The sequence below is a fragment of the Rhizobium sp. WW_1 genome, from assembly GCF_003610155.1.
Lineage (GTDB): Bacteria > Pseudomonadota > Alphaproteobacteria > Rhizobiales > Rhizobiaceae > Rhizobium > Rhizobium tropici_A.
Genome location: NZ_RAIN01000003.1, coordinates 13,643 through 38,105, shown reverse-complemented (window position 1 = coordinate 38,105; position 24,463 = coordinate 13,643). Strand labels below are relative to the sequence as shown.

Genomic DNA, 24,463 nt, shown 5'->3' with positions numbered 1-24,463 from the left:
TTGTTTTTCAAGTGCTCACTCCGCCGCCACAGCCGGCGGCAGCTGGATGGTCTTCTGGTCGTCATCCATCTGATCCTTGCTCGACGGCTCCACCGACTTCTGCTTTGGCTCCCGTCCGAAGAACAGGGCATAGCCGGCGGGCAGCACGAAGATCGTCAGGATCGTTGCCACCAGAATACCGCCCATCATGGCATAGGCGAGCGGACCCCAGAAGACGCCGCGCGAGATCGGGATCAGCGCCAGTACGGCCGTCAGCGCGGTCAGCATGATCGGCCGGAAACGGCGCACGGCCGAACCGATGATCGCTTCCTTCCGGTCCATCCCCGCCGCGATATCCTGGTCGATCTGATCGACGAGGATGATCGAGTTGCGGATGATGATGCCGAGCAGCGCGATGACGCCGAGGATCGCGACGAAGCCGAAGGGCGCGCCGCTGATCAGGAGCGCCGCGGCGGCGCCGATGATGCCGAGCGGACCCGTGGCCAGTACCAGCATCGCCTTGCCGAAATGCTGCAGCTGCGCCATCAGCAGCACGACGATGATGACGAGCATGATCGGCGCCTTGGCGGCGATGGAGGCCTGGCTTTCGGCGCTGTCTTCGGCACCGCCCTGGATCTCGATCTTGTAGCCGGCGGGCAGGCTGTTCCTGATGTCCGCTATGTCGTTGTAGAGCTTGGCGGTTACATCATTTGCCTGCACGTTGTCGGGCAAGGTTGCCCGCACCGTGATCGTCGGCAGGCGATCGCGGCGCCACTCGATGCTCTGCTCCATGACGGGCACGATCTTGGCGACCTGGGACAACGGCACGAACCCGCCGGAGTCTGTGGGAATATAGATCGAATTCACCGACGTCAGCAGGTGACGGCTTTCCTCCGGCTCGCGCGCAACGATCCCGACCGTTTCCTCGCCCTCGCGATAATTGTCGAGGGTGACGCCGGACATCGAGGCCTGCAGCATCTGGCGGATGCGCTGCGAAGTGACGCCGAGCGCGCGGGCACGATCCTGATCGATCACCAGCTTCATGGCCGGCACCAGCTCGAGCCAGTCGTCATGGATGGCGCCAAGCAGCGGGTTCTGGGAGAAGCGCTGCTTCACCTCGTCGGCTATCTGGCGAACTTCCTGCCGGTCCGGACCCATGACGCGCATCTGTACGGGCCAGCCTGTGGGTGGGCCAAGGAACAGGCGGTCGACCCTGCCGCGGACGGACGGAAAGTCCGCCGCCAGAATGCCGCGCATCTTGGCGATCAGCCGCTCGCGGGCCGGCTCATCCTTGGCCATGACAAGCAGCTGGGCATAGTTCGGATTCGTCAGCTGCTGATCGAGCGGCAGGAAGAAGCGCGGCGCGCCCTGGCCGACATAGGTGGCGATGAAGCGCTTGTCCGGATCGTCGGCCATGCGGGCTTCCAGGGCCTGCGCCTGCCGCTCGACTTCCTTGATGCTCGTGCCTTCCGGCAGCCACAGGTCGACAAGGATTTCCGGACGCGACGATTGCGGGAAGAAGTTCTGCGGAATGAACTGGAAGGACCAGAGGCTGCCGACGAAGGCGGCGAGCGTCAGCAGCAGAACGATGACGCGGTGGCGTACGGCCCAGGCGACCGAGGAGTACAGGCGACGATAGAAACGCGTATCGAACACGTCATGATGCTCACCGGCATGGTGGCGCTGCTTGAGGATCATGTAGCCGAGCCATGGCGTGAAATAGACGGCCACGAACCAGGAAACCACGAGCGCGATGCCGACGACATAAAAGAGCGAGCGGACATATTCGCCTGCTGTCGATGCGGCAAATCCCACGGGGATGAAGCCGGCTGTTGTAATCAGCGTGCCCGTCAGCATCGGGAATGCGGTCGAGGAATAGGCGAAGCTGGCGGCATCGAGCTTCACCAACCCCTCTTCCAGCTTGCGCTCCATGAGTTCGACCACGATCATGGCATCGTCGACCAGCAAGCCGAGCGCGATGATGAGCGCGCCGAGCGAGATGCGCTGCAGGTCGATGCCGAGCTCGTACATGATGGCGAAGGTCGCAGCCAGCACCAGCGGAATGGCGATCGCGATCACGAGGCCCGAACGCCAGCCGATCGACAGGAACGAGACGATCAGTACGATGACGAGGGCTTCGCCGAGCGCATGCATGAACTCGCTGATCGCATCGGTGACGACGTCAGGCTGGTTGGCGATCTGGTCGACCTGAACGCCGATCGGCAGCGAAGCCTCGAAGCGCTTGTAGGTTTCTTCGACGGATTTGCCGACATCGGTCACTTTATAGCCGTTGGCCATGACGACGCCGAGCTGCACGCTCGGATGACCGTTATAGAGGAACTTGGCGGTATAGGGGTCCTGAAGCCCGGCGGTGACGGTGGCGATATCGCCGAGACGGGTCACTTGCCCACCGGCCGTCAGCCTGAGGTTCTTGATATCCTCGATCTTGTTGACATCGCCCTCGACCGAGATGCGCACCGAACGGGTGCTGGTGTCGACGGTGCCGGCCGGATCGACATTGTTCTGGCCGACTATGGCGTTCCTCAGGTCGTTGAGCGTCAATCCGCGCGCGGCCAGCACCTTGGAGGAGACGTCGATATAGATCTGCTCTGCCTGGTCGCCAATAATGGTTGCCTTCTCGACGCCGGGCGTCGAAAGCAGCATGTCGCGGGCCTGGATGGCGAATTTCTTCAACTCAGGATAGGTGTAGCCGTCACCGCTAATCGAATGCAGCGTGATGAAGGTATCGCCGAATTCGTCGTTGAAATAGGGGCCGAGCAAGCCGGAAGGCAGCTCGTTGCTGATATCACCGACCTTCTTGCGGATCTGATAGAAGGCATCCTTCACCTGATCGGCGTTCGTGTCACCCTTGATCTGGATGGTGGTGATGGCAAAGCCGGCGCGGGTATAGGATTTGATCCAGTCGAGGTGCGGCGTTTCCTGCAGCTTGCGCTCGATCTTGTTGACCACCTGGTCTTCCATGTCCTGCAGGGACGCGCCGGGCCACACAGTCTGCACGACCATCACGCGGAAAGTGAAATCCGGGTCTTCCTTCTGACCCATGTGGGTCAGGCCGAGCGCGCCGGCGATGATGATGAGCCCGAACAGGAAGCGCGCAATGCTTGGATGGGCGATTGCCCAGCGCGACAGATTGAAACGCTTCCTCTCGGCGGAGGTGCTGTTGATGGACATGATGTCGTCCCCCTCGGTCCGGGTCAGCGTACGATATCCGCCGAAGCGGCTTTGGTTTCTGCGGAGGCCTGCTGGGCTGCTGTGCCGGGGAGCTTGACCTTCATGTTCTCGGTCATGAACTGCGTGCCGGCAGCGACGACGACATCGCCCGTCTTCAGGCCATCGGCCACGCGCACGCCGTCATCGGAAAAGCTTGCCACCTTGATCGCTCGGGAATGCACGGTGCCGGCGCTGCGGTCGACGAGCCAGACGATCTGCTTCCCGTCCTGCTGCGCAAGAGCGCTGAGCGGTATGGAAACATAGGGCTGCACGCTGTCGGCCTGAGCCTCGATGTTTGCCGTCATGCCGAGCAGCACGCGCGGATCGTTCGGCAGGCTCACGCGCACCGCAAAGGTGCGCGACTGATCGGCGCTGCCGGACACCTCTCGCACCTTTCCATCAAGCACGAGCGCCGCATCGGACCAGAAGCGCGCCTTGACATCCTTGCCGACCTTGAACTGGGCGATGTCCATCTCCGGCACAGCGACCTGCACTTCCTTTTCGCCATCGACGGCAACGGTGATGACGGACGTGCCGGAGCTGACCACTTGGCCGACATCGGCATTGATTGTTGTCACGATGCCGTTCATGTCCGACGTCAGGTCGGCATAGGCGACCTGGTTTTTGGCCTCGGTCAATGCCGAAGTGGCGGAATCCCGCGTCGAAACCGCCTGTTCATAGGAGAGTTCAGCCTGTTCGAGCTGAGACTGGGAGGTGACTTTCTTGTCAAACAGCGTCTGCGCGCGATTGCGGGCAAGCTCGGTCGTCTGCACCTGCTTTTCAGCGGCATCGAGATCCGCCTGGGAGCGGCGCACGGCCAGAACATAGTCGGTCGCATCCATCCGGGCGAGCACGTCGCCAGGCTTCACTCTCTGCCCGATATCCACCTTGCGCTCGATAATCTTGCCGTTGACGCGGAAGCCGAGATTCATCTCCGTCCGCGCGCGGACGACGCCGGCATAATCGAGCGTGCGTGTCATGTCCGCCTTGGCGATCTCGACGACCTTGACCGGCCGGATCACCTCCGCGGTCTCTTCCTTCTTCTCATTGCAGCCCGAAAGCCCAAGCCCCAAAGCGCCCAAGAGAGCAGCGCCGGCAATGGCCCGTAGAGTGTTGGTCGTCAGCGAAACCATGTCGCTCTCCTAAAATCGAACAGAAAAGTGAGAACACGCCGGCCATCCGGTGCGCGCATTGCTATTTCTTCAAGGCCCTGATGACGAATTCGACGAGGTCTTCGGGATCGGCCTGATAGGACTTGGCGAGGCACTGCGCCACCATCTGCGGATGACAGAGATCGACCGTCGCCGCGGAGAAGCACTTGGCAGCGACATGCGGGTCCTGCTCGGCGAACTCGCCGGCAGCAATCCCGTCGGCGATGATCTCGGCGAGTAGCTCCTGCATACGCTCTATGTGCTTTTCGATGACGTGCCAGTCGCGCTCTATGGCGACGATGACCATCTCGTGAACCTTCTGCTCGTCGAGCATGGTCTCCAATGTCATCTTGTATTGAGACATGGTGTAGGCGCGCAGCCGCTCGGCTGCACTGAGCGGCAGATTGCGATTGGCGAGGGCTATCTGATAGCTGAGTTCCAGCATCCGCCCGCAAAGAGCCTGGTGGATTTCGACCTTTGAGCCAAAGAAGCGATAGATATTGGCGGTCGACATGCCGAGATCGCGGGCGATGTCAGCGACATTCGTCTTGCTGTAGCCGTAGTGACGAAAGAGCTTTTCAGCGGCATCGAGAATCCGCGTGATGTTTTCCTGGCGGGCAAGATCGGCGCTGACATCGTTAAGATCGAGCATGGAAAAGCCTGATGATTTACGAGTGACGATTTTTAATTTTCGTCACTCGTAAATCATAAGAGCGCCGATGTCAATCAAACCGCCCACAACCACAGGCAGTTTTTAGATACTATTCAATAAACCGAGAATGCGCCGGACAACTTGAAGTAAGAGTTAAACGATCGCGAACGATCTAGCACTCGAAGCCGAAAGTGTCCGACATTATGCCGCAGATGCGAACGGCGTCTCGTCAGACTCCCAGAAGCGTCGGATGGAAGCGACGAATGCTGAAATAACCGACCAAAACGCATGCCACCAGAAGCACGACTTGCGCCGCCATGATCGGTGGTTCGTTGCCGTTGGGGGCCAACACATTAAGCGCCGGTATCTTCTGGAACGACTGAATGATCAGCACGAGACAGTTGAAGAACAGGAGCACCAAGGCACCCACCACGAAGACGGACCGCCAGATGCCGGCAAGATGAAACCTATAGCGCGCCAGCGCCGTCGGAATGAAAATGAGAAGACAGAGAATACCGACCACGATCGCCGGCGTGACACCGTGAAACGGGAACAGAAAACCCGTCAGGCTGGTGAGCGCCGTCGTCAGCATATAGACGAGCGTCGATCGGTCATGACGGTTTGCCGTGAGGAACCCGTAGGCCACGACGATGCCGCTGATGATGGCAATCAAGCTGATGACGACATGAATCAAAAGTATTCCAGACATTCGCCCCTCCCCTTGAGCATTGCATTTCGATTGAAATGACAGCCCAATGCTCGAATGCCTAATATATACGAAGCGCGCCGCACCAGCCAGCGCGGCGCGAGAGGCGAAACGGTCGCTTAGGCGGCGTGGACTTCCAGCGAAATCGGAACGGAGGCAAGCGCCTTGGAAATCGGGCAACCGGCCTTCGCCTTGTTGGCAAGCTCGGTGAACGTCGCCTCATCGGCGCCGGGAACCTTGCCCGTCAATGTCAGATGGATCGCGGTGATGGCGAAGCCGTCTTCTACCTTTTCAAGTGTCACCTTGGCCGTCGTCTCCATGCTCTCGGCGGTGAAGCCGGCCTCGTTCAGGATCAGCGACAGTGCCATGGTGAAACAACCCGCATGCGCAGCACCGATCAGCTCTTCCGGATTGGTTCCGGCAACCCCTTCGAAGCGGCTGGCGAAACCATAGGGGTAGTTGTTGAGCGCGCCGCTCTGCGTCGAAATCTGACCCTTGCCATCCTTCAAGCCGCCCGACCATTGAGCCGAAGCTGTACGATTGATCTGCATGTCGTCCTCCTTGTCGTTGAATGAGCTTCGGGAGCGGAACCCGCCTTCCCGTGTGCCCGGTGGCAGGCGGCATGACCGCCTGCACCGGCACCATAATCCTTCTATCCCTCCAAGACGACGCCGCGGTAACAGCAGCGCCGCTGATTTCTGAAAGCTTGGGGAGAAAGATTGTTCCAAACGCAGGTCATCTCATCACGTTAAATCATCATACAAGAATATTGCCTATGTATGATGATTGGACTATCCTCCTGCTTATGCAGCGGATATGCACGGTCTTCTGCCGCGTGAGGTTTTCGCGGAGTCGGCGAAGTGGAGTGGAGGAAAGAGCGTGGACTCGCTTGAAAGGCAGGAGCACGGCGCATCGGCGCGGCCTGACCGCCGTCCGCGCGTGCGCAAGAATGTGACGGCGGCGATTGCGGAAGACATCTGCGCCGAACGTTATCCCTCCGGCTCGCCCCTGCCGCGTGAAAACGACCTCTGCGAAATGTATGGTGTCAGCCGCACGGTCATCCGCGAATCCCTCAAAGTGCTGGAATCGAAAGGGCTGGTGCGGGGCAAGCCGCGCATTGGCACGTCGGTCTGCGACAAGGACGACTGGAACATCCTCGATCAGGACGTGCTGGAATGGATGGGTCCCCATATCGCCGATTTCGATATTCTCGGCTCTATCCTGGAAGCGCGCCGCACCATAGAACCCGCTGCGGCCGAATATGCGGCAGAGCGCGCCACCGCCCGGGAAATTGCCGACCTGGAGAACGCATGGCAGCAGATGCGCGACAGTGGCGACGATCCCGAGAGCTTCACCGAGGCAGACGTAACCTTCCATAAGGTCCTGCTTGGCGCCAGTCACAACCAGGTGTTCCGCCGCCTTTCCAGCGCCATGCACGCCGGTCTGAAATACGCCCTTCACGCCTCCAACGTCGCCGCTCATAGCCGCGTCGAGGCAATCACGGTTCACGGCGAACTGGTCGAGGCGCTGCGTCTTCGCGACCGTACCGCGGCACGAGACTGCGCCCATCGCATGCTCGATCTTGCCGCCCGCGACCTCGCCGTCGAGCGGCGCTCACGCGATAGCCTCAGACCATTGTCCGATACCCCGAAATCCGCGGCGCCGCGCCGCTGATGCAATCCGAAGCCCAACTGGCCAAAGCCGAACTGGAAGCGTTCCTATGAAAATCACCAAGCTGACAACCTACATCGTTCCGCCGCGCTGGATGTTCCTGAAGATCGAGACCGACGAAGGCATCACCGGCTGGGGCGAGCCCGTGGTCGAGGGTCGCGCGCTGACCGTGCAGGCCGCCGTCCACGAGCTGGAGGACTATCTGATCGGCAAGGACCCGTTCCTGATCGAGGACCATTGGACCGTCATGTACCGCGCCGGCTTCTATCGCGGTGGCGCCATCCACATGTCGGCGCTCGCCGGTATCGACCAGGCGCTCTGGGACATCAAGGGCAAGGCGCTCGGACAGCCGATCCATTCGCTGCTCGGTGGCCAGGTGCGCGACAAGATCAAGGTCTATTCCTGGATCGGCGGCGACCGCCCGTCCGACGTCGCCAACAATGCCAAGGAGGTCGTCGCCCGCGGCTTCAAGGCGATCAAGCTCAACGGCTGCGAGGAAATGCAGATCGTCGACACCTACGACAAGGTAGAGAAGGCCGTCGAAACCATCGCCACCATCCGCGAGGCGATCGGCCCCTATATCGGCATCGGCGTCGATTTCCACGGCCGCGTCCACCGGCCGATGGCCAAGGTGCTCGCCAAGGAGCTCGAGCCCTACAAGCTGCTCTTCATCGAGGAGCCGGTACTGTCTGAAAACCGCGAGGCGCTGAAGGAAATCGCCAACCATTGCTCGACGCCGATCGCCTTGGGTGAGCGCCTCTATTCGCGCTGGGACTTCAAGTCGGTACTGTCGGACGGTTATGTCGACATTCTGCAGCCGGACCTGTCCCATGCCGGCGGCATCACCGAATGCCGCAAGATCGCGGCCATGGCCGAAGCCTATGACGTGGCGCTCGCCCCGCATTGCCCGCTTGGGCCGATCGCCCTTGCCGCCTGCCTGCAGGTCGATGCCGTCAGCTACAACGCATTCATCCAGGAGCAGAGCCTCGGCATCCACTACAACAAGGGCAACGACATCCTCGACTACATCTCCAACAAAGAGGTGTTCCACTATGCCGACGGCTTCGTCTCGATCCCGCAAGGACCCGGCCTCGGCATCGAGGTCGACGAGGCCTATGTTATCGAGCGCGCCAAGGAAGGCCATCGCTGGCGCAACCCCGTCTGGCGCCACGAGGATGGCAGCGTTGCCGAGTGGTAAAAGTCCGGCCTTCATCTGAAAGGCCGGCAATTTTCCATTCCGAATGATTAAGGGCCCGATGGCAGCAGATCTGCGCTATCGGGCCCTTTCTTTAGACGGTGCTCTCTTGGTCCGGCACCTTCCCCCTTTGCCGCCGGGCGGCGAAGATGGTTGTGGAGGCAGCTTCGGCATGGAACCCGGCTATCGTCCGCCGATGCAGCTTGCGATAGTTCGCGACCTTCGCGGCACATCGGCCAGGACCTAAAGCCAAATTCGCTTGCCCTCAAATAAGTTGCGCCTGCAGTATCGGCGCAGATACTGCAGGCGCGTCATGCGTCTCAACAAGCCCCCAGGGAGACGCATTCCCGAAGCATGATCACCAAAGGCGTGGAGTGCCCTTTAGCTCAGACCATGCTCAAGCAGGCAATTTCAAACTACTCGCGCTCGCCGGTGAAGTTCAGCAGCAGCTGGAAGATGTTGACGAAGTTCAGGTAGAGCGACAGGGCACCGAAGACGGCAAGCTTCTGCTGCGATTCCTGATCATGGTTCTCGGCATACTGTTCCTTGATGTTCTGCGTATCCCAGGCGGTCAGGCCGACGAAGACGACGATACCGATGACCGAGATGGCGAACTGCAGCGCGCTCGAACCGAGGAAGATGTTGACGATGCTGGCGATGATCACGCCGAACAGACCCATCATCAGGAACGAGCCCATGTTGGAAAGGTCACGCTTGGTCGTGTAGCCGTAGAGGCTGGTCGCGCCGAACATGGTCGCGGCGATGAAGAAGGTGCGGGCGATGCTCGTGCCGGTAAAGACCAGGAAGACCGAAGCCAGCGACAGGCCCATGACGGCACAGAAAGCCCAGAACATCATCTGCGCCGTGCTTGCCGACATCGTCTGGATGCGGAACGAGAAGAAGAACACGAAGGCGAGCGGCGCCAGCATGACGACCCACTTCAGTGGCGACTGGAAGATCGGCACATAGAGCGCCGGCGTCGTACCAACGATCAGCGCGACGATGCCGGTGACCACAAGGCCGATGCCCATGTAGTTGTAGACACGCAGCATATGCCGGCGCAGACCTTCGTCGAAGAGCGCCTGAGAGCCGGCGCCGGCTCCATAGCCGTATCCCGGATTGGTCGGGTTCATGGTCGTCTCCTTTAATTCGAACTAGTACAGGCTGCGGGCAAGCTTTTCGGCATCGCCGTCGAGCTGACCCACCTTGCCGTTGCCGATCAACGCATAGGCGACTTCACCGATCTGCCAATAGGCAGCCTGAACATCGTCACGCTTGATGTGACTGACGTCCTTGACGGCGAAATTGCCCGGACGGACGGCGAATAGTGATAAATGTCCGTCTTCCCCGGCATCGACCATCATTTCGACGCTCGGACCGAATTCGGACGGATAGATCTGCGCGTCGGTGACGCGCCAGTCGCCCGGCAGTTCAGGCAATACGATTGCCGTCGATGCGCGGATTTCATCCGGATTGTAATTTGCGGCCGCCGACTGCGGCTTGATCTCTTCCCTGACGGCGGTCGTCTTGTAGGCGCGCACCGCGTCATCGACGAAAGCCGGCGGCCTCGTCGATGCGCTGACCTCGCTCGCCGTAAAGGCGCCGAAGGAGGTATGCGCGACCCAGCCGGTCGTGACCAGAACGGCGATGGCGGCGACGCGCTGGAAAGAGCCCAGCATGCGGCCATAGACCAATCCGCGCTCCAGCCGCCGCGCGGCTTCCCGCGTCTCAACTCTCAGCACACGACCTTCGCCAGCCAGCGCCATGCGCAACTCGCCACGAATGCTCATGTCAGCCATCACCTTGGCCGCAGTCTCGGGGTGCTCCGAGAGGTAGGACTCCACCTCGACCCGCCGCGCGAGCGTGAGCTCACCATCGACATAAGCGTCGAGATCGGTATCGATGATCGGATCAACGATTTTCATTGCCGCCTCCCTCGATAAGCCGCAGATGTGAAACCTTGGAGGTAGCCTCCTCGAAATTGCGCAGGCTGGCGCGAGCCCGCGCAATGCGGGACATCAGCGTGCCGACAGGAATGCCAAGTGCGGCTGCCGCCTCCTGATAGGAGAGGTCCTCGATCGCCACGAGATGCAGCGCCTCGCGCTGCTCCTCGGGCAGATTGAAGAAGGCTTCGCGGACCTGGCTCAAACGCACCGTATGGTCCTGCGATGCCGGCAATGCCGTTTCAAGTTCGGCCGCCGCCTCTTCATGGCGACGGTTCAGCGATTTCTTCTGGCGCAGTCGGTCGATATGCACATTGTGCAGGATCGACAACAGCCAGGTGCGCAGATTGCCGCCGTGGCGGAAGGATGACTTGCGCTCATAAGCCTTGACCAGCGCGTCATGCACCAGATCTTCAGCCTCGTCCGCATTGCGCACGAGCGAGCGGGCGTAACGTCTCAGCGAACCGAGCTGCCCCAAAACATCGAATGTGCGTCCTTTGCGTTCCATACACCTATATACGGAAGCACTCCGGATTCTATTCCATCGACCCGCAAATATTTTGCAGATTTTTTACATCAGCAGGAAATCTTTGGGCTGCGGCAGCGCCGGCAGGTTCTTTTCCCCCAGCGCGTCACGCAGATTGATCTCGATGGTATCGGCAAGGGCACCGATGGCGAGCGCGTTGGGACGCTGGCCGAATGGGTCTTCCAATTCGTCGCCCAGGGCATCGAGACCAAAGAAAGTGTAAGCGATCAGCGCCGTGACAAAGGGCGAGCCCCAGCCGAGCGTATCGACATAGCCGAAAGGCAGCAGAAAACAAAAGAGATAGGCGGTGCGGTGCAGGAGCAGCGTATAGCCGAAGGGCAGCGGCGTGTTGCGCAGACGCTCGCAGGCTGCCTGGGCCGCACCCATCTGGCCGATTGTGATATCCAGCATCTGATACTGGATATCCGAAATTGCACCCGATGCCTTCAGCCGCGCGAGATCGGCGGACATCAGTCGCAGAATGAGGTCGGGCCGGTTCTGGGCAGCATGATAGAATTCGGCTTCGCTTGGCGTCAGCAGGCGCAGCACCTTGCCCTCATCGCTGCCTTCACGCAGAAGACAGACCAGCGCCTGCGCGAAAGCCATGGTCAGGCGAAGCAGGTTCTTGCGCGCCTCGACGCCCACTTCACCTGCACCCTCCAGCACCAGCGTCTGCCGGGCAAAGCTACGCGCGAGCTGAACAAGTTGCCCCCAGTCACGTCGCCCCTCCCACCAGCGGTCGTAGCAGGCATTGTTGCGGAAGCCGAGGAAGATCGACAGCGCAATGCCGAGCAGCGACAGCGCCGAGCCGTTAAAGGAGACGATGAGATGCGGCTTCTCCTCGTGCCCCCAGACGATCAGCGTGGAGAGCAGGAAAATGGCAACGATCTGCGGCAGGATGCGCCGAACGATCGATCCGCGAACGATGAAGAAAAGCTGGAAGAGATTTGGCCGGTCGCGAACGATCATGGCGAGACGCACTCTCGATCAATGTATGGTGAAGGCACCAATACACCAGACGAGCCGGCAGTAACGCGCATTTCTTGCAGGGCGGCCGTGACCGGCGGGCATCACTCGCCGGTCAAACCATCACCTGTCGTTCAGTTCGCGCTGGCGCTTGCCGTCACCAGAACCGGCGCGGCGCGATAATCCCCAGGGAAGAGATGCTGCAGGTTCTTGATCTTCGGCAGGTCGTTGATGACGATATAGGGATAGCTCGGATGGGTCGTCAGGAAATCCTGATGATAGTCCTCGGCCGCATAGAACTGCCGCGCGGGCTCGATCTTGGTGACGATCGCAGCGTCAAAGACCTTGGCGTGATTGAGCTGATCGATATAGGCCTTGGCAATGTCCGCCTGCGACTGGCTGGTGGGGAAGATCGCCGAACGATATTGCGTGCCGCTATCCGGCCCCTGATAGTTCAGTTCGGTCGGATCATGCGCGACCGAGAAATAGATCTGCAGCAGGTGCCCGTAGCTGATCTTGTGAGGATCGAAGACGATGCGCACGGATTCGGCATGGCCGGTGTCGCCATCGCTCACCATTTCATAATGCGCCGCAGCCTTGCTGCCGCCCGTGTAGCCCGACGTTGCGCTGATGACGCCGTTGACATGCTGGAAGACACCTTGGACGCCCCAGAAGCAGCCGCCGGCAAGCACGGTCGTCTCGGTATTGGCGGAGCCTGCCTTTTCATCCGCGCTCGGCGATGGAATGACACGGGCATCTTCAGCCGAAGCGCGGCCGGCAAATTGCAGGGCAACGGCGGCAACCAGCACCGCAGCTGCCGTTACTCCGGCAAGGCGGGCAATCCGCGCCGAACCAATGCGGATCATATCTGTCGATAAAGTCTTCATGACACTCTCCTCTCGACCGCCATTCTAAACGCTCCGGTCAGAAGGGGATACGGGAAGACGAGCCTCAATGTTACACACGGCCGCGTGTAACACCGAAACGTGAACGCGGGGGACGGCGGCAATCAGTAGTGAGGGGGCTTGGTAATGGCAGGCGCGTCGAGCGATTGCTCCTCGAGCGTCAGGAATCGCTCGGTCAGCCGGTCAAGCTTCTGCCTGGTCTGTTCAACCACCTTCCATTGCTCGGCAAGCTGGTCTGAAAGCTCCTCGATCGTCTTCGCCTGATAGGCGACCGTCTCTTCGAGTTTTGTGATGCGGCTCTGTTCGTCTGACATGTCTGATCCCTTTCGTAACGATCTATAGCACCGTGGCAACCGCGTATAGTGCCTCCATCCGGCATGAAGCGGACGGCAGTCTCGTTTGACGGCGATGTGACAAAACTGAAAAACAGCTGAAAAGGCCCGTTACCTAACTGACATGGCCGCCTTCTAAAGAGAGCGCAGAGACGCGCTGGTTTGGAGGCTATTCCTTCTGCAGGCGCACCCGTTCTAAAGACTGCGGAGAAGCGCCTTGAAGATCATCCAGATCACCGACACCCATTTGAGCCCCAACAAGCCGCATTTCAACGGCAACTGGGAGCCGCTGGCGAAATGGATCGAGGCAAGCGGCGCCGATCTCGTCATTCACACCGGCGATCTCAGCGTCGACGGCGCCGACAAGGACGAAGATCTCATCTTTTCCATGGAAATGATGCGTCAGATTTCCGTGCCGATGCTGATCGTGCCCGGCAACCACGATGTCGGCCACCTGCCCGGCTCCTACCAGCCCGTCAATCCCGAGCGGCTGGACCGCTGGCGCCGTCTCGTCGGCCCTGACTATTGGGCGGAGGATGTCGACAACTGGCGGCTGATCGGCCTCAACAGCCTGCTCATGGGTTTCGAGGATGCGGAAGAGCAGAAGCAGTTCGACTGGCTGCAGGGCATGCTGGAAAGCCGTGGCGACCGCCGCGTCGCCCTCTTTGCCCATAAGCCGCTCTTCGTCGATGCGCCCGATGAAGGCGATACCGGCTACTGGAGCGTGCGCCCGGCCCAGCGCCGCCGCCTCTATGATCTGATCGCGGCCCATGACGTTGCTCTGTTCGGCAGCGGCCATCTCCACTGGACCTGGGAAGGCCGCTTCAACGATACCGCCGTCGTATGGGCACCGCCCGGCGCCTTCATCCTCGACAAGATGGAACGCGAAATGCCGGGCGAACGGCTGCTCGGCGCCGCGATCCATGAGCTTGGCGAGACGGTATCGACCGAACTCGTCGCTGTCCCCGGCATGACCGCCTACTTCCTCGATGACGTCGTCATGGAAGTCTATCCGCAGGCAGCACCCAAGGCACAGAAGGAGCCGACTGAATGAGCGCACTCTCGCTTCGCGGCATTGCCAAATCCTTCGGCGGCAACGCCATCCTCAAGGGCGTCGATCTCGACGTCCAGCCGGGCGAATTCATCGCCCTCGTCGGCCCGTCCGGCTGCGGCAAGAGCACGTTGCTGCGCATCCTTGCCGGCCTCGATCATGCCGACAGCGGCGAAATCATCCTTAGCGGCAGCGACGTCTCAGGCGTCGCGGCGGCGGATCGCAACATCGCTATGGTGTTCCAGTCCTATGCGCTCTATCCGCATCTGACGGCCTCGGAAAACATTGCCGTGCCGCTCGCCATGCGCCGGCTGTCGCGCGTCCAGCGCCTGCCCTTCATCGGCTCGCTGATCCCCGGCCAGCGTGCAGCCCGCACCGGCATCATCCGCGATGTCCGCGAAATGGCGGTTTCGCTGAAGATCGATCACCTGCTCGACCGCAAACCCGGCCAGATGTCCGGCGGCCAGCGCCAGCGCGTGGCGCTCGCCCGCGCCATGGTGCGCCGTCCCGCCGTCTTCCTCATGGACGAGCCGCTCTCCAACCTCGACGCCAATTTGCGCGTCCATGCCCGCGGCGAGATCGTCGATCTGCACCGCCGCGCCGGCGTGCCCACCGTCTATGTCACCCACGACCAGGCCGAGGCGCTGTCGATGGCCGACCGCGTCGCCGTCATGATCGGCGGCCAGCTGCTGCAGCTCGCCTCGCCGCAGACGATCTACGACGATCCCGCCCATATCGAGGTGGCCCGCTTCGTCGGTCAGCCGCGCATCAATCTTTTGCCGGCGCGGGCTGAAAACGGCATCGTCGCCTTCGGCGGCATCCGGCTTGCACTGGAAGACGGCAGCATTGCCGGTGGCAACGTCACGCTCGGCATCCGTCCGGAATTCGTGAGCCTCACGCAAAACCGGCAGGATGCACTTGCAGCCCATATCGAGCGTATGGAGTTCCTCGGCTCCGAAGTCATCCTCTATGCCAAGCTCGACGCCATCGGCGAGACGATGGTCGTCAAACTGGCACCGGCAGACGTTGCCGGCCTTAGCGCCGGTATGCCGGTGGCGTTGGGCCTCTCAGCGGAACAGGCGATGGTCTTCGCCGAAGACGGCCGCCGCCTGCGCGCCGCACCGACGACCGTCGACGCCACGCGGGAGAAGGCGCATGGCTAGCATTGCCGCCACCTCCTTGCCGCTGCAGAGGGCCGCGGCCCGCGAACGGAGCGAAGCCCGCACGGCTCTGCTCTTCGCCCTGCCCGCCATCATCCTGATCGTGCTCTTCATCCTGGTGCCGATCGTTGCCGTCGTCTTCCTCGGCTTCACGGATTTCCAGCTGGGCGACAAGAGCCTGCGCTTCGTCGCCTTCGAAAACTACGCGCATCTGCTGCGCGACCGCGCCTTCCAGAAATCGCTCTGGAACACGACAGTCTATACGGCCATCGTCGCGCCCGTCTCGATCGTGCTCGGCCTCGGCGTCGCGCTTTTGATCGAAAGCGAAGGCATCGGCCGCAGCTTCTTCCGCACGGCCTATTTCCTCCCCGTCGCTTCGCTGATCGTCGCGATGGCAACCGTCTGGCAATATCTCTTCCATCCGACGATCGGCCCGATCAACGCAATGCTCGCTGAAATCGGCCTGCCTGGCCCGAACTGGCTCGGTTCGTCGGCGACGGCGCTCTATAGCCTGTCGATCATTGGCGTCTGGCAATCGGTCGGCTTCAACATGGTGCTGTTCCTGGCCGGCCTCACCGCCATCCCGCGCGAGCTCTATGCCGCGGCCGAAGTGGATGGCGCAAAGTCGGCCTGGGATCGCTTCTGGCTCGTCACCTGGCCAATGCTCGGACCGACGACGCTCTTCGTGACCACCATCAGCATCATCAATGCGGTGAAGGTCTTCGACACCGTGAAAGCGCTGACCGACGGTGGCCCGAACCATGCCTCGGAAGTCCTGCTCTTCAGCATCTACCAGGAAGGCTTCGTCTATCTCCGGGTCGGCTATGCCTCGGCGATGACCACGGTGTTCCTCGCCATCCTCGTGGTGCTGACTTTCCTGCAATATCGCGTCCAAGACCGGCAGGTGCATTACACATGACCTCGACAGGCTTCACTCCCGGCCGCATCCTGCGCCTCTCTCTGCTGATCCTGGGCTCGCTGATCTTCCTCGCGCCCTACATCTTCATGATCTCGACGGCCGGCAAGGCACAGGACGATATATTCACGTCCGCCTTGAAGCTGATCCCGACGCATTTCTATTACGTCGAGAACATCGCCAAGGCGCTGAGCAAGGTTGACATGGGCACACTGCTGTTCAACGGCGTCATTGTCTGCGGCCTGATCTTCTTCTTCCAGGTGCTGATCGCCATTCCCTGCGCTTACGCCATGGCGAAGCTGAAATTCCCGGCGGCACGCACCATGATGGTGCTGATCATGCTGGGCCTGCTGATCCCGATCCATGCGACGGCGCTGCCGCTCTATGTCGGCTTCAACAGCCTGTCGCTCCTGAACAGCTACACGGCGCTCGTCGCGCCCTTCTCGATCTCGGTCTTCGCGATCTTCATGTTCCTGCAGTTCTTCCGCGCCATGCCCGACGACCTGATCCATGCCGCGCGTCTCGATGGCATGTCGGAGCTCGGCATCGTCGCTCGCGTCATCGTGCCGAACGCATGGCCGGCCGTGACCGCTTTCGCGATCTTCTCGGTCGTCGCGCACTGGAACGACCTCTACTGGCCGCTGATCGTCATCAGCAAGCAGGATTATTTCACGCCGCCGCTGGGCCTCATGTATTTCCGCGCCGCCGAAGCCGGCGACGACTACGGCGCGCTCATGGCGGCAACCCTCATCATCACCATTCCCCTCGTCGCGGCGTTCCTTCTCGCGCAGAAGCGTTTCGTCGAGGGCATCACCATGACCGGTCTCAAAGGCTGACCGGTTCCCTAGAACGGATGATTTTAGATCGAAGCGATCTAAAATCTGAATCCGCTCTAGAATCAAAGAAGTAGAGCATGATGTTGTCCGAAAACCGATCACACTTTTCGGCATCATGCTCGACAACGGAGAACGAGCGATGAAGCATATCACCCAGATTCTCGCCGCCGCGGCCATTTCGATGGTCGTGACGGCCCCGGCCTACGCCGAAACCACCCTGACGGTTCACTACCCCATGCCCGGCTTCTTCAAGAACGTGATGGACACGATCTCGAAGAAGTTCATGGAAGAAAATCCCGACATCAAGATCCAGTTCGCTGCTCCTTCGGCCACCTATGAGGAAGGCATCCAGACCATCCTGCGCCAGGCCGGCACCAGCGAAATGCCCGATGTCACCTTCATCGGCCTCAACCGCCTGCGCATGATGGACGAGCGCAATGTCGCCGTCGACCTCGGCCCCCTCGTCAAGAAAGAGGGCAACATGGCCGAGCAGGGCTTCTCGGACACGATCCTGAAGCTCGCCCAGGTCAAGGGCAAGCAGGTCGGCCTCGCCTTCGCAACGTCGAACCCGATCATGTACTACAATGCCGACCTGGTGAAGGCCGCAGGCGGCAACCCGGACAATCCGCCGAAGACCTGGGATGAAGTCATCGCACTCGCCGGCAAGATCAAGGCGCTCGGCAACGGTGTCGACGGCATGGACTTCCGCTGGCAGGGTGACGACTGGATGTTCTCCGCCCTCCTCTTCGGCGCCGGCGGCAAGATGCTGAGCGACGACGAGACAAAGGTTGCCTTCAATGGTCCGGAAGGCCAGAAGGCCGTCGAGATGATCCAGCGCTTCGTCAAGGAAGGCGGCATGCCGGTCTTCACCAAGGCTGCCGGCGAACAGGCCTTCGCAGCCGGCAAGGTCGGTTTCGAATTCCAGACGACTGGCGCGCTGGTCAACACCATCAAGAATGTCGGCACCAAGTTCGACCTGCGCACCGCCAAGCTGCCGCTGATCGACCCGGTCAACGGCCGCCTGCCGACGGGCGGCAACGCCGTCGTCATCCTGACCCATGATCCGGTCAAGGAAGAAGCCGCCTGGAAGTTCGCCAAGTTCGCCGCCGGCCCCTATGGCGCCTCGGTCGTCGTCCCCGGCACCGGCTATGTTCCGAACAACGAGCTTGCCGCCAAGTCGGCCGAATATCTCGGCGACTTCTACAAGAAGAACCCGCTCTTCCAGGCCGGCCTCAGCCAGATGTCGATTATGATCCCCTGGTACGCCTTCCCGGGCTCCAACGGCGTCAAGGTCACGCAGACCATCGTCGACAACCTCTCGCGTATCGTCGACGGCTCGGCCACGCCGAAAGAAGCGCTCGACGACGCCGCTTCCGACGTCGAAGGCCTGCTGCCGCGCAGTTGATCTTTAGAACCGACCTGAACAATGCGCGCCGCTTCTCTTCGAGAGGCGGCGTTTCCGTTCGCGGACAGGCGTTAAGATTGAGTGGCGAGATTGCGTACCGTACCACCCGCGCGCATCCGATAGGGCACGGTCAGATGACGCGGCGGCGCGGCGTTTTCCGCCATATCGAGCAGCAGTGAGGCTGCCGCCGCCCCCATCGTCCCGTCCGGAATTTCCACCGTCGTTAAGGGAACCTCTCCCAGAAACCCGAGCGAGATTCCATCAAAGCCGGCAACCGAGATATCGCGCGGGATCGAAAGACCCTGACGCCGAAGCGCACCCATGACACCGAGCGCCAGAAGATCATTGGAAGCAATGATCGCCGTCGGGCCGAAGCGTGAAACGGCATCCGAAAGATCGAGCTGCTCCAGGCTGTTTACGAAAGAAATCTCAAGGGCGTCGAGGGGCTGCTGCCGCGCCGTCTCCATCGCCCTGACATAGCCGAGATAGCGCAGCCTCGCCCGATCCGATGCCGAGAAATGGCCCGATATGAACAGGATGCGGCGATGCCCCTTGCACAGGAGATGCTCGGTTAGGTCGCGGCCGGCACCGAAATTGTCGGTCGCGACGGCGGCGGTAAAGCGGGCCGTCGGCAGATTGCCGAGCAGCACCGTCGGTGGCAGGGCGGATGACAGCAGCAGGCTGCGTTCGGGATCGCAGAGCGTCAGGATAAGACCTGTCGGCTGCTGTTGAAGCAGCGACGCGACGGCATCGGCCTCCTGCGCCGGATCATAGTTCGATTGCGCGATCAGCACGCTATGCCCGGCATGAAGCGCCCTGTTCTGGATACTGGAAAGCGATGCGGCAAAGACCGGATTGGTGATGCTGGGAATGAGCACCCCGATCGCCGGACGGCTACCACCGCGGCTGCCGGCGCGATAGCCGAGTTCCGCCGCCGCGCGCCGCACGCGCCGCACCATTTCGTCGCTGACCGGGCCGTTGCGGTTCATGACCCGGCTGGCCGTGGCGACCGAACAACCGGCCCGAAAGGCGACCTTCTGGAGCGTCGACATGATATCAATCACCTCCAGCTTCGAGTTTCAGGCCCTTGTGGAATATCCGCTAGAATGAGGGGATTTATATCAGACCGATGACACTTATTTGACGAACCTTCGCGCGGGTTGCGACGCCAATGCCCTTGACTTTGCTGCAGCGCAACAGATCTTCATCGTGATCGCAGTGGCGAATGATGCTGTCATCAACCGATGCCATGATTGCCGCGCTGTGATCCGCAGATCCGCCCCCTCGAAAGGATGCTCTCATGTCTGAAGCAGAAGCACGGACGCCTGCCACCTCCGCCGACAAGACCGAAAGATTGTTCTTCCTCGATATCAACGATGGACGAATTCTCTCCTCGGCCATCGACGGCACCGATCTGAAGCTCATCGTCCAGCGGGCCGGCCGCAGCCCGGACGGCATTCTCGTCGACAGCGAGAACGGCTGGATCTACTGGACGGAGATGGGCAACGACTACAATGCCCATGACGGCTCCATCGAGCGTATGGACCTCGACGGCGGCAACCACGTAACACTGATCCCGCCGGGCAGCACGCTGGTCACGCCGAAACAGATCCAGATCGATCGCGACAACGGCAAGCTTTACTGGTGCGACCGCGAAGGCATGCGCGTCATGCGCGCCAATATCGACGGCAGCGACATCGAGACCCTGGTGCAGAACGGCGACAGCCCTGAAGACAGCGCCGATATCGAGCGCTGGTGCGTCGGCATCGCCCTCGACCTGCCGCTCGGCCAGATCTACTGGACCCAGAAGGGACCGCCGGATGCCGGCCTCGGCCGCATCTTCCGCGCCAGCATCAATATCCCGGCCGGCGAAACCGCCACGAGCCGCAACGATATCGAAACCCTGCTCGACAAACTGCCAGAGCCGATCGATCTCGAGCTGGATCTTGCCACCCGCACGATCTACTGGACCGATCGCGGCAATCTTCCGCGCGGAAATACCGTCAACCGCGCAGAGATGGACGATATCGCCGCAACCTCCGAAGTCGTCCTCGAAGGCCTGGACGAAGGCATCGGCCTCTCGCTCGATCTGCCAAACAACCGCATGTTCTTCACCGACATCGGCGGCAATCTCTATTCCGCAAGCCTCGACGGCTCAAGCGAACGTGAACTGCTGCACCATGCCGGCTCGTTCACCGGCATCGTCTACGCCGAAATCTGAACGATAACGATCGTAGGCGCGCCCCTGCGCGCGCCTACGCTCCATCCTCCTCGGCAACCATTCGGTCCAGATTCTGGTTGAGCCGCCGCATCAGCCGCAACAGTGTCTGAACCTCCTCCGCGCTGAACCCGGCCAAAACAACCTCGCGTCCCTCTTCCAGCGCCTGACGGGCAGCCGGCAACCTTTCGCGCGCCGCATCGGTTAGAGATACGAGACTACTGCGACCATCCGTGGGATCGGGTGTGCGCCTGATCAGCCCATCCCGCTCCATGCGCGCCAGCATCTGCGCCATCGACGGCTGCTCGATCTTGGCGAATTTTGCCAGATCCTTCTGCGACATCTCGGCGCCATTGCGGAGCATGTAGAGCACCGGCAGCTGGCCGATATTGAAGCCCAATGCCTTCACACGTCGCTCGCCGAGACGCGCGAACGACCGCGACGCCATGTTGATGAGCGGCGCCGGCGCGTCGAACAAATCCCAATCCGTCATTTTCGCACCACTTGAATAGGTACCTATGTTAATCTATATAGGTACCTATGTACAAAATTATGAGAACCATGTCCATGAGATCCTATCCGCGTATCGCCATCATCGGCGCCGGCCCCGGCGGCCTGACGCTGGCCCGCATTCTCCATCAGGCCGGCGTGCCGACCATCGTCTTTGAGCGCGAAGAACACGCCCTTGCCCGTCCGCAAGGCGGCACGCTCGACCTGCACGTCGAATCCGGCCAGCTGGCGATGCGCCGCGCCGGCCTCTACGAAGAATTCCTGACGATCGCTCGCTATGAGGACCAGGGGAGCCGGCTTTACGACAAGGACGGCACGCTGATCTTCGCCGATGACGATGCCGACGATTCGGACCGGCCGGAAGTGGACCGCACCGCCTTGCGCCAGACGTTACTCGCCTCCTTGCCGGCTGAAACCATTCACTGGAACCATGGCTTGCGCGAGGTGCGCCCGCTCGACGACGGCACATACGAGCTGGTCTTCGAAAGTGGCACGGCAGGCTCCTTCGATCTGGTCGTCGGCGCTGATGGCAGCTGGTCCAAGGTCAGGCCGCTGGTGTCATCATACCGCCCGCAATATAGCGGCATCACCTTCATCGAATTCGGCATCGACGACGTCGACACAAGCCACCCCGAACTTGCGGCCCTTGTCGGCCGCGGCAAGATCGGCGTCGAGGCCGACGGACGTGGCCTGATCGTCCAGCGCAATGGCAATGCCCATCTCAGAGGCTATGCCATCTTCCGCGTGCCGACCGGCTGGGCCGAGAAAGCCTTCGATTTTGCCTCACCGGCAAAGGCTCGCGCACGGCTTGCCGCCGAATTCGAAGGCTGGGCGCCGAAAATCGTCGGCCTTATCGAAGCCGGCAACGACCATATCGTCTCGCGGCCGATCCACGCGCTGCCAGTCGGACACCACTGGCAGAACCGTATCGGCATCACACTCCTTGGCGATGCCGCCCATGTGATGTCGCCGTTCGGCGGCGAGGGCGTGAACGCAGCCATGCTGGACGCGGCTGAACTCGCCCGCCAGCTTCTCGAAAAGGACGACTGGAAAAATGCCGTCAAAGCCTATGAAGCGGAGATGTTCGAACGCGTCATCGAACCGGCCGAACACGCTGCGGAAGCCGTCGCCACCGAGCTCTCCCATCTTGGAGCGGAACTTTCTCTCCAGCACTACCAAGCCCATCTCGACGCCCGTCTTCAAGGCTCCGCCGCCTAGAGAGCAATTCCAGGAAAAGTGCGCAGCGGTTTTCCGTGCGGAATTGCGTGAAAATAAAGAGATAGAGCGGTTCAGAGTTTCCGTGAAAAGCTGCACCGCTTTATCATCACAAAGAAAAAGCGGGCCAAGATGGCCCGCTCCAAAGACGTTTCCCTATCCCATGAGAACAGCGGCTTAGCTGCCCTTGCGCACGCCGTCGAGAAGATGCGGCAACGATTTGACGCCCTCGTCGCGCAGCTCAGCCGGAAGCAGGCCTTCCGGAAGATCCTGATAGGAAACCGGGCGCAAGAAGCGGCGGATGGCCAGCGTACCAACCGAAGTCGTGCGGCTGTCCGAGGTCGCCGGGAAAGGTCCGCCATGCACCATGGCGTGGCAGACTTCGACGCCGGTCGGCCAGCCATTGGCGAGAATGCGCCCGGCCTTGCGTTCCAGCACCGGCACCAGCTTGGCGGCCGTCGTATAATCATCCGCTTCGATCTGGAGCGTCGCGGTCAGCTGGCCCTCGAGCTTTTCCGCAACCGCGATCATCTGGTCGATGTCCTTGCAGCGCACGAGAAGGCTTGCCGAGCCGAAGACCTCATGCCCCAGGCGCTCGTCGGCGAGGAACTGCTCTACATCGGTCTCGAAGAAGATGCCCGGGCTGCGGTTGACGCCTTCGGCCGGCGCACCATGAGCGACGGTCTTGACAGCCTCATGCTCCGCCAGTGCGGCAACGCCCTTGTCGAAGGCGGCGTGAATGCCGGGCGTCAGCATCGGTGCCGGAGCACGGCCGGTCAACGCATCGCTGGCTGCCTGGACGAAACGGTCGAGATCGGGGCTTTCTATAGCAAAAAGCAGACCCGGATTGGTGCAGAACTGGCCGGCGCCGAGCGTAAGGGAATCGATAAAGCCCGTGCCGATCGCCTCGGCGCGCGCGGCAAGTGCTGCCGGGAAAAGGAAGACCGGATTGACGCTGCTCATCTCGGCATAAACAGGGATCGGTTCCGGCCGGGCCGCGGCAATGGCTCCAAGCGCCAGGCCGCCACCGCGCGAACCGGTGAAGCCGACGGCCTTGATGCGGGGATCGCGTACCAGCGCGGCACCCGTCTCGTTGGCACCGGTCAGCAGCGAGAACGTGCCTTCCGGCAGACCACAAGCGGCAACGGCGGCACGGATGGCGCGACCGACAAGCTCGCCCGTGCCCGGATGAGCGAGATGGCCCTTGACGACGACCGGGCAGCCGGCGGCAAGCGCCGACGCCGTATCACCGCCGGCAACCGAGAAGGCGAGCGGGAAATTGCTGGCGCCGAAGACGGCGACCGGCCCGAGCGGGATCTGGCGCAGACGTAGATCGGCGCGCGGCAGCGGCTTGCGCTCCGGCAATGCCGGATCGACGCGCAGATCGAGCCATTCGCCGGCACGAACCACCTGCGCAAACAGCCGAAGCTGACCGACGGTGCGGCCACGCTCGCCTTGCAGGCGCGCGACCGGCAGGCCGGTCTCTTCCGTCGCCCGCTCAATCAGCGCATCGCCGATGCCAATGATGTTGTCAGCAATCTTTTCGAGGAAGGCAGCGCGCTGCTCCGGGCTGGTTGCGCGGTAGACGTCGAAAGCCTCGGCAGCCAGTTCACAGGCCCTTGCGACGTCGGCCTCACCGGCAATCGCAAAAGCCGGCTCCAGATTGGCACCCGTTGCCGGGTTGATGGCACGCGCGGTTCTGTTGTCGCCGGTCGAATCCGCGCCGATCAGCAAATCGCCGCTAATCACAAAAGACTGTGTCATGGAAATTCCTTGATGATGTTGGAGCGTTAAGCTCTACGCTTTGAAGCACATAGCAGGATGGAATGACAGATGTAAGATGATAATCGTCATCTAATTATCAAGGCATAAGCAGGAGGTTCGAGGCGGCTTTG

Annotated in this window: 23 protein-coding genes; 9 read left to right on the top strand and 14 right to left on the bottom strand. The window is 61.3% G+C overall.

Annotated features, from left to right (window positions below):
* Window positions 1-15: 15 nt before the first annotated feature.
* From BJ928_RS10380 to BJ928_RS10360, 5 genes are all read right to left on the bottom strand, one after another.
* A complete protein-coding gene (locus tag BJ928_RS10380; protein ID WP_183079400.1) occupies window positions 16-3,165 on the bottom strand; it encodes an efflux RND transporter permease subunit in 3,150 nt (1,049 codons plus the stop codon).
* A 29-nt stretch (window positions 3,166-3,194) separates the two neighbouring features.
* On the bottom strand, window positions 3,195-4,343 hold the full coding sequence (locus BJ928_RS10375) for an efflux RND transporter periplasmic adaptor subunit (protein ID WP_047628875.1): 1,149 nt from the start codon (window positions 4,341-4,343) through the stop codon (window positions 3,195-3,197).
* A gap of 61 nt (window positions 4,344-4,404) precedes the next feature.
* Window positions 4,405-5,013 (bottom strand): TetR family transcriptional regulator, encoded by a 609-nt coding sequence (locus BJ928_RS10370; protein WP_047628874.1) that lies wholly within the window; start codon window positions 5,011-5,013, stop codon window positions 4,405-4,407.
* A 229-nt stretch (window positions 5,014-5,242) separates the two neighbouring features.
* Window positions 5,243-5,722: a hypothetical protein gene (locus tag BJ928_RS10365; protein WP_047628873.1), complete on the bottom strand. Its 480-nt coding sequence runs from the start codon at window positions 5,720-5,722 to the stop codon at window positions 5,243-5,245.
* 116 nt (window positions 5,723-5,838) lie between these two features.
* Window positions 5,839-6,270, bottom strand: coding sequence for an OsmC family protein (locus tag BJ928_RS10360; protein ID WP_047628872.1), 432 nt, complete (start codon window positions 6,268-6,270; stop codon window positions 5,839-5,841).
* Window positions 6,271-6,598: 328 nt separating this feature from the next.
* On the opposite strand from BJ928_RS10360, the gene BJ928_RS10355 reads away from it, so the two are divergent.
* Both BJ928_RS10355 and dgoD read left to right on the top strand, forming a co-directional pair.
* A complete protein-coding gene (locus BJ928_RS10355; RefSeq protein ID WP_047628871.1) occupies window positions 6,599-7,393 on the top strand; it encodes a FadR/GntR family transcriptional regulator in 795 nt (264 codons plus the stop codon).
* 46 nt (window positions 7,394-7,439) lie between these two features.
* The gene (gene dgoD, locus BJ928_RS10350; RefSeq protein WP_047628870.1) at window positions 7,440-8,588 is read left to right on the top strand and encodes a galactonate dehydratase; all 1,149 of its coding nucleotides are present in this window, start codon (window positions 7,440-7,442) and stop codon (window positions 8,586-8,588) included.
* Window positions 8,589-9,001: 413 nt separating this feature from the next.
* Here dgoD and BJ928_RS10345 read toward each other — a convergent pair whose 3' ends face one another.
* The 6 genes from BJ928_RS10345 to BJ928_RS10320 form a co-directional block, all read right to left on the bottom strand.
* A complete protein-coding gene (locus tag BJ928_RS10345; protein WP_047628869.1) occupies window positions 9,002-9,718 on the bottom strand; it encodes a Bax inhibitor-1/YccA family protein in 717 nt (238 codons plus the stop codon).
* A gap of 21 nt (window positions 9,719-9,739) precedes the next feature.
* Entirely contained in the window at window positions 9,740-10,510 is a 771-nt protein-coding gene (locus tag BJ928_RS10340; protein ID WP_047628868.1) for an anti-sigma factor, read from the bottom strand.
* The gene (locus tag BJ928_RS10335) at window positions 10,497-11,036 is read right to left on the bottom strand and encodes a sigma-70 family RNA polymerase sigma factor (protein WP_047628867.1); all 540 of its coding nucleotides are present in this window, start codon (window positions 11,034-11,036) and stop codon (window positions 10,497-10,499) included. The genes BJ928_RS10340 and BJ928_RS10335 overlap by 14 nt, the downstream gene beginning before the upstream one ends.
* A gap of 63 nt (window positions 11,037-11,099) precedes the next feature.
* Complete coding sequence (locus BJ928_RS10330) at window positions 11,100-12,023, bottom strand: bestrophin family protein (RefSeq protein ID WP_047628866.1); 924 nt, start codon at window positions 12,021-12,023, stop codon at window positions 11,100-11,102.
* Window positions 12,024-12,154: 131 nt separating this feature from the next.
* Window positions 12,155-12,907 carry a peptide-methionine (S)-S-oxide reductase MsrA gene (msrA, locus tag BJ928_RS10325; RefSeq protein WP_047628865.1) on the bottom strand — a complete coding sequence of 251 codons (753 nt, stop codon included), beginning with the start codon at window positions 12,905-12,907 and terminating at the stop codon, window positions 12,155-12,157.
* Between the two features lie 122 nt (window positions 12,908-13,029).
* Window positions 13,030-13,239: a SlyX family protein gene (locus tag BJ928_RS10320; RefSeq protein ID WP_015341249.1), complete on the bottom strand. Its 210-nt coding sequence runs from the start codon at window positions 13,237-13,239 to the stop codon at window positions 13,030-13,032.
* A gap of 235 nt (window positions 13,240-13,474) precedes the next feature.
* Between BJ928_RS10320 and BJ928_RS10315 the strand changes: the two genes are divergently transcribed.
* The 5 genes from BJ928_RS10315 (at window position 13,475) to BJ928_RS10295 (ending at window position 18,625) form a co-directional block, all read left to right on the top strand.
* A complete protein-coding gene (locus BJ928_RS10315) occupies window positions 13,475-14,311 on the top strand; it encodes a metallophosphoesterase (protein ID WP_047628864.1) in 837 nt (278 codons plus the stop codon).
* Window positions 14,308-15,471 (top strand): ABC transporter ATP-binding protein, encoded by a 1,164-nt coding sequence (locus BJ928_RS10310; RefSeq protein WP_047628863.1) that lies wholly within the window; start codon window positions 14,308-14,310, stop codon window positions 15,469-15,471. Before BJ928_RS10315 ends, BJ928_RS10310 begins: the two co-directional genes overlap by 4 nt.
* A complete protein-coding gene (locus tag BJ928_RS10305) occupies window positions 15,464-16,387 on the top strand; it encodes a sugar ABC transporter permease (RefSeq protein WP_047628862.1) in 924 nt (307 codons plus the stop codon). Before BJ928_RS10310 ends, BJ928_RS10305 begins: the two co-directional genes overlap by 8 nt.
* Window positions 16,384-17,220 carry a carbohydrate ABC transporter permease gene (locus BJ928_RS10300; RefSeq protein WP_047628861.1) on the top strand — a complete coding sequence of 279 codons (837 nt, stop codon included), beginning with the start codon at window positions 16,384-16,386 and terminating at the stop codon, window positions 17,218-17,220. Before BJ928_RS10305 ends, BJ928_RS10300 begins: the two co-directional genes overlap by 4 nt.
* 139 nt (window positions 17,221-17,359) lie before the next feature.
* Window positions 17,360-18,625, top strand: a complete 1,266-nt coding sequence (locus BJ928_RS10295; protein ID WP_047628860.1) for an ABC transporter substrate-binding protein — start codon at window positions 17,360-17,362, stop codon at window positions 18,623-18,625.
* Between the two features lie 71 nt (window positions 18,626-18,696).
* Here BJ928_RS10295 and BJ928_RS10290 read toward each other — a convergent pair whose 3' ends face one another.
* Entirely contained in the window at window positions 18,697-19,677 is a 981-nt protein-coding gene (locus BJ928_RS10290) for a substrate-binding domain-containing protein (protein ID WP_047628859.1), read from the bottom strand.
* 248 nt (window positions 19,678-19,925) lie between these two features.
* On the opposite strand from BJ928_RS10290, the gene BJ928_RS10285 reads away from it, so the two are divergent.
* Window positions 19,926-20,846: a 3-hydroxyacyl-CoA dehydrogenase gene (locus BJ928_RS10285; RefSeq protein WP_047628858.1), complete on the top strand. Its 921-nt coding sequence runs from the start codon at window positions 19,926-19,928 to the stop codon at window positions 20,844-20,846.
* Between the two features lie 34 nt (window positions 20,847-20,880).
* Here the strand turns inward: BJ928_RS10285 and BJ928_RS10280 are convergent, their stop codons facing one another.
* Window positions 20,881-21,336, bottom strand: a complete 456-nt coding sequence (locus tag BJ928_RS10280; protein ID WP_047628857.1) for a MarR family transcriptional regulator — start codon at window positions 21,334-21,336, stop codon at window positions 20,881-20,883.
* A gap of 74 nt (window positions 21,337-21,410) precedes the next feature.
* Between BJ928_RS10280 and BJ928_RS10275 the strand changes: the two genes are divergently transcribed.
* Window positions 21,411-22,571: an NAD(P)/FAD-dependent oxidoreductase gene (locus BJ928_RS10275; protein ID WP_047628856.1), complete on the top strand. Its 1,161-nt coding sequence runs from the start codon at window positions 21,411-21,413 to the stop codon at window positions 22,569-22,571.
* A 174-nt stretch (window positions 22,572-22,745) separates the two neighbouring features.
* On the opposite strand, the gene BJ928_RS10270 is transcribed toward BJ928_RS10275, so the two are convergent.
* The gene (locus tag BJ928_RS10270; protein ID WP_047628855.1) at window positions 22,746-24,332 is read right to left on the bottom strand and encodes an aldehyde dehydrogenase (NADP(+)); all 1,587 of its coding nucleotides are present in this window, start codon (window positions 24,330-24,332) and stop codon (window positions 22,746-22,748) included.
* Window positions 24,333-24,463 lie beyond the last annotated feature (131 nt).

What these genes read in the sequence shown, in the direction of transcription:
- BJ928_RS10375 (WP_047628875.1), bottom strand. Translation starts at nt 4,343, where the DNA reads ATGGTTTCGCTGACGACCAACACTCTACGGGCCATTGCCGGCGCTGCT.
- BJ928_RS10370 (WP_047628874.1), bottom strand. Translation starts at nt 5,013, where the DNA reads ATGCTCGATCTTAACGATGTCAGCGCCGATCTTGCCCGCCAGGAAAAC.
- BJ928_RS10365 (WP_047628873.1), bottom strand. Translation starts at nt 5,722, where the DNA reads ATGTCTGGAATACTTTTGATTCATGTCGTCATCAGCTTGATTGCCATC.
- BJ928_RS10360 (WP_047628872.1), bottom strand. Translation starts at nt 6,270, where the DNA reads ATGCAGATCAATCGTACAGCTTCGGCTCAATGGTCGGGCGGCTTGAAG.
- dgoD (WP_047628870.1), top strand. Translation starts at nt 7,440, where the DNA reads ATGAAAATCACCAAGCTGACAACCTACATCGTTCCGCCGCGCTGGATG.
- BJ928_RS10345 (WP_047628869.1), bottom strand. Translation starts at nt 9,718, where the DNA reads ATGAACCCGACCAATCCGGGATACGGCTATGGAGCCGGCGCCGGCTCT.
- BJ928_RS10340 (WP_047628868.1), bottom strand. Translation starts at nt 10,510, where the DNA reads ATGAAAATCGTTGATCCGATCATCGATACCGATCTCGACGCTTATGTC.
- BJ928_RS10335 (WP_047628867.1), bottom strand. Translation starts at nt 11,036, where the DNA reads ATGGAACGCAAAGGACGCACATTCGATGTTTTGGGGCAGCTCGGTTCG.
- BJ928_RS10330 (WP_047628866.1), bottom strand. Translation starts at nt 12,023, where the DNA reads ATGATCGTTCGCGACCGGCCAAATCTCTTCCAGCTTTTCTTCATCGTT.
- msrA (WP_047628865.1), bottom strand. Translation starts at nt 12,907, where the DNA reads ATGAAGACTTTATCGACAGATATGATCCGCATTGGTTCGGCGCGGATT.
- BJ928_RS10320 (WP_015341249.1), bottom strand. Translation starts at nt 13,239, where the DNA reads ATGTCAGACGAACAGAGCCGCATCACAAAACTCGAAGAGACGGTCGCC.
- BJ928_RS10310 (WP_047628863.1), top strand. Translation starts at nt 14,308, where the DNA reads ATGAGCGCACTCTCGCTTCGCGGCATTGCCAAATCCTTCGGCGGCAAC.
- BJ928_RS10305 (WP_047628862.1), top strand. Translation starts at nt 15,464, where the DNA reads ATGGCTAGCATTGCCGCCACCTCCTTGCCGCTGCAGAGGGCCGCGGCC.
- BJ928_RS10300 (WP_047628861.1), top strand. Translation starts at nt 16,384, where the DNA reads ATGACCTCGACAGGCTTCACTCCCGGCCGCATCCTGCGCCTCTCTCTG.
- BJ928_RS10295 (WP_047628860.1), top strand. Translation starts at nt 17,360, where the DNA reads ATGAAGCATATCACCCAGATTCTCGCCGCCGCGGCCATTTCGATGGTC.
- BJ928_RS10290 (WP_047628859.1), bottom strand. Translation starts at nt 19,677, where the DNA reads ATGTCGACGCTCCAGAAGGTCGCCTTTCGGGCCGGTTGTTCGGTCGCC.
- BJ928_RS10285 (WP_047628858.1), top strand. Translation starts at nt 19,926, where the DNA reads ATGTCTGAAGCAGAAGCACGGACGCCTGCCACCTCCGCCGACAAGACC.
- BJ928_RS10280 (WP_047628857.1), bottom strand. Translation starts at nt 21,336, where the DNA reads ATGACGGATTGGGATTTGTTCGACGCGCCGGCGCCGCTCATCAACATG.
- BJ928_RS10275 (WP_047628856.1), top strand. Translation starts at nt 21,411, where the DNA reads ATGAGATCCTATCCGCGTATCGCCATCATCGGCGCCGGCCCCGGCGGC.
- BJ928_RS10270 (WP_047628855.1), bottom strand. Translation starts at nt 24,332, where the DNA reads ATGACACAGTCTTTTGTGATTAGCGGCGATTTGCTGATCGGCGCGGAT.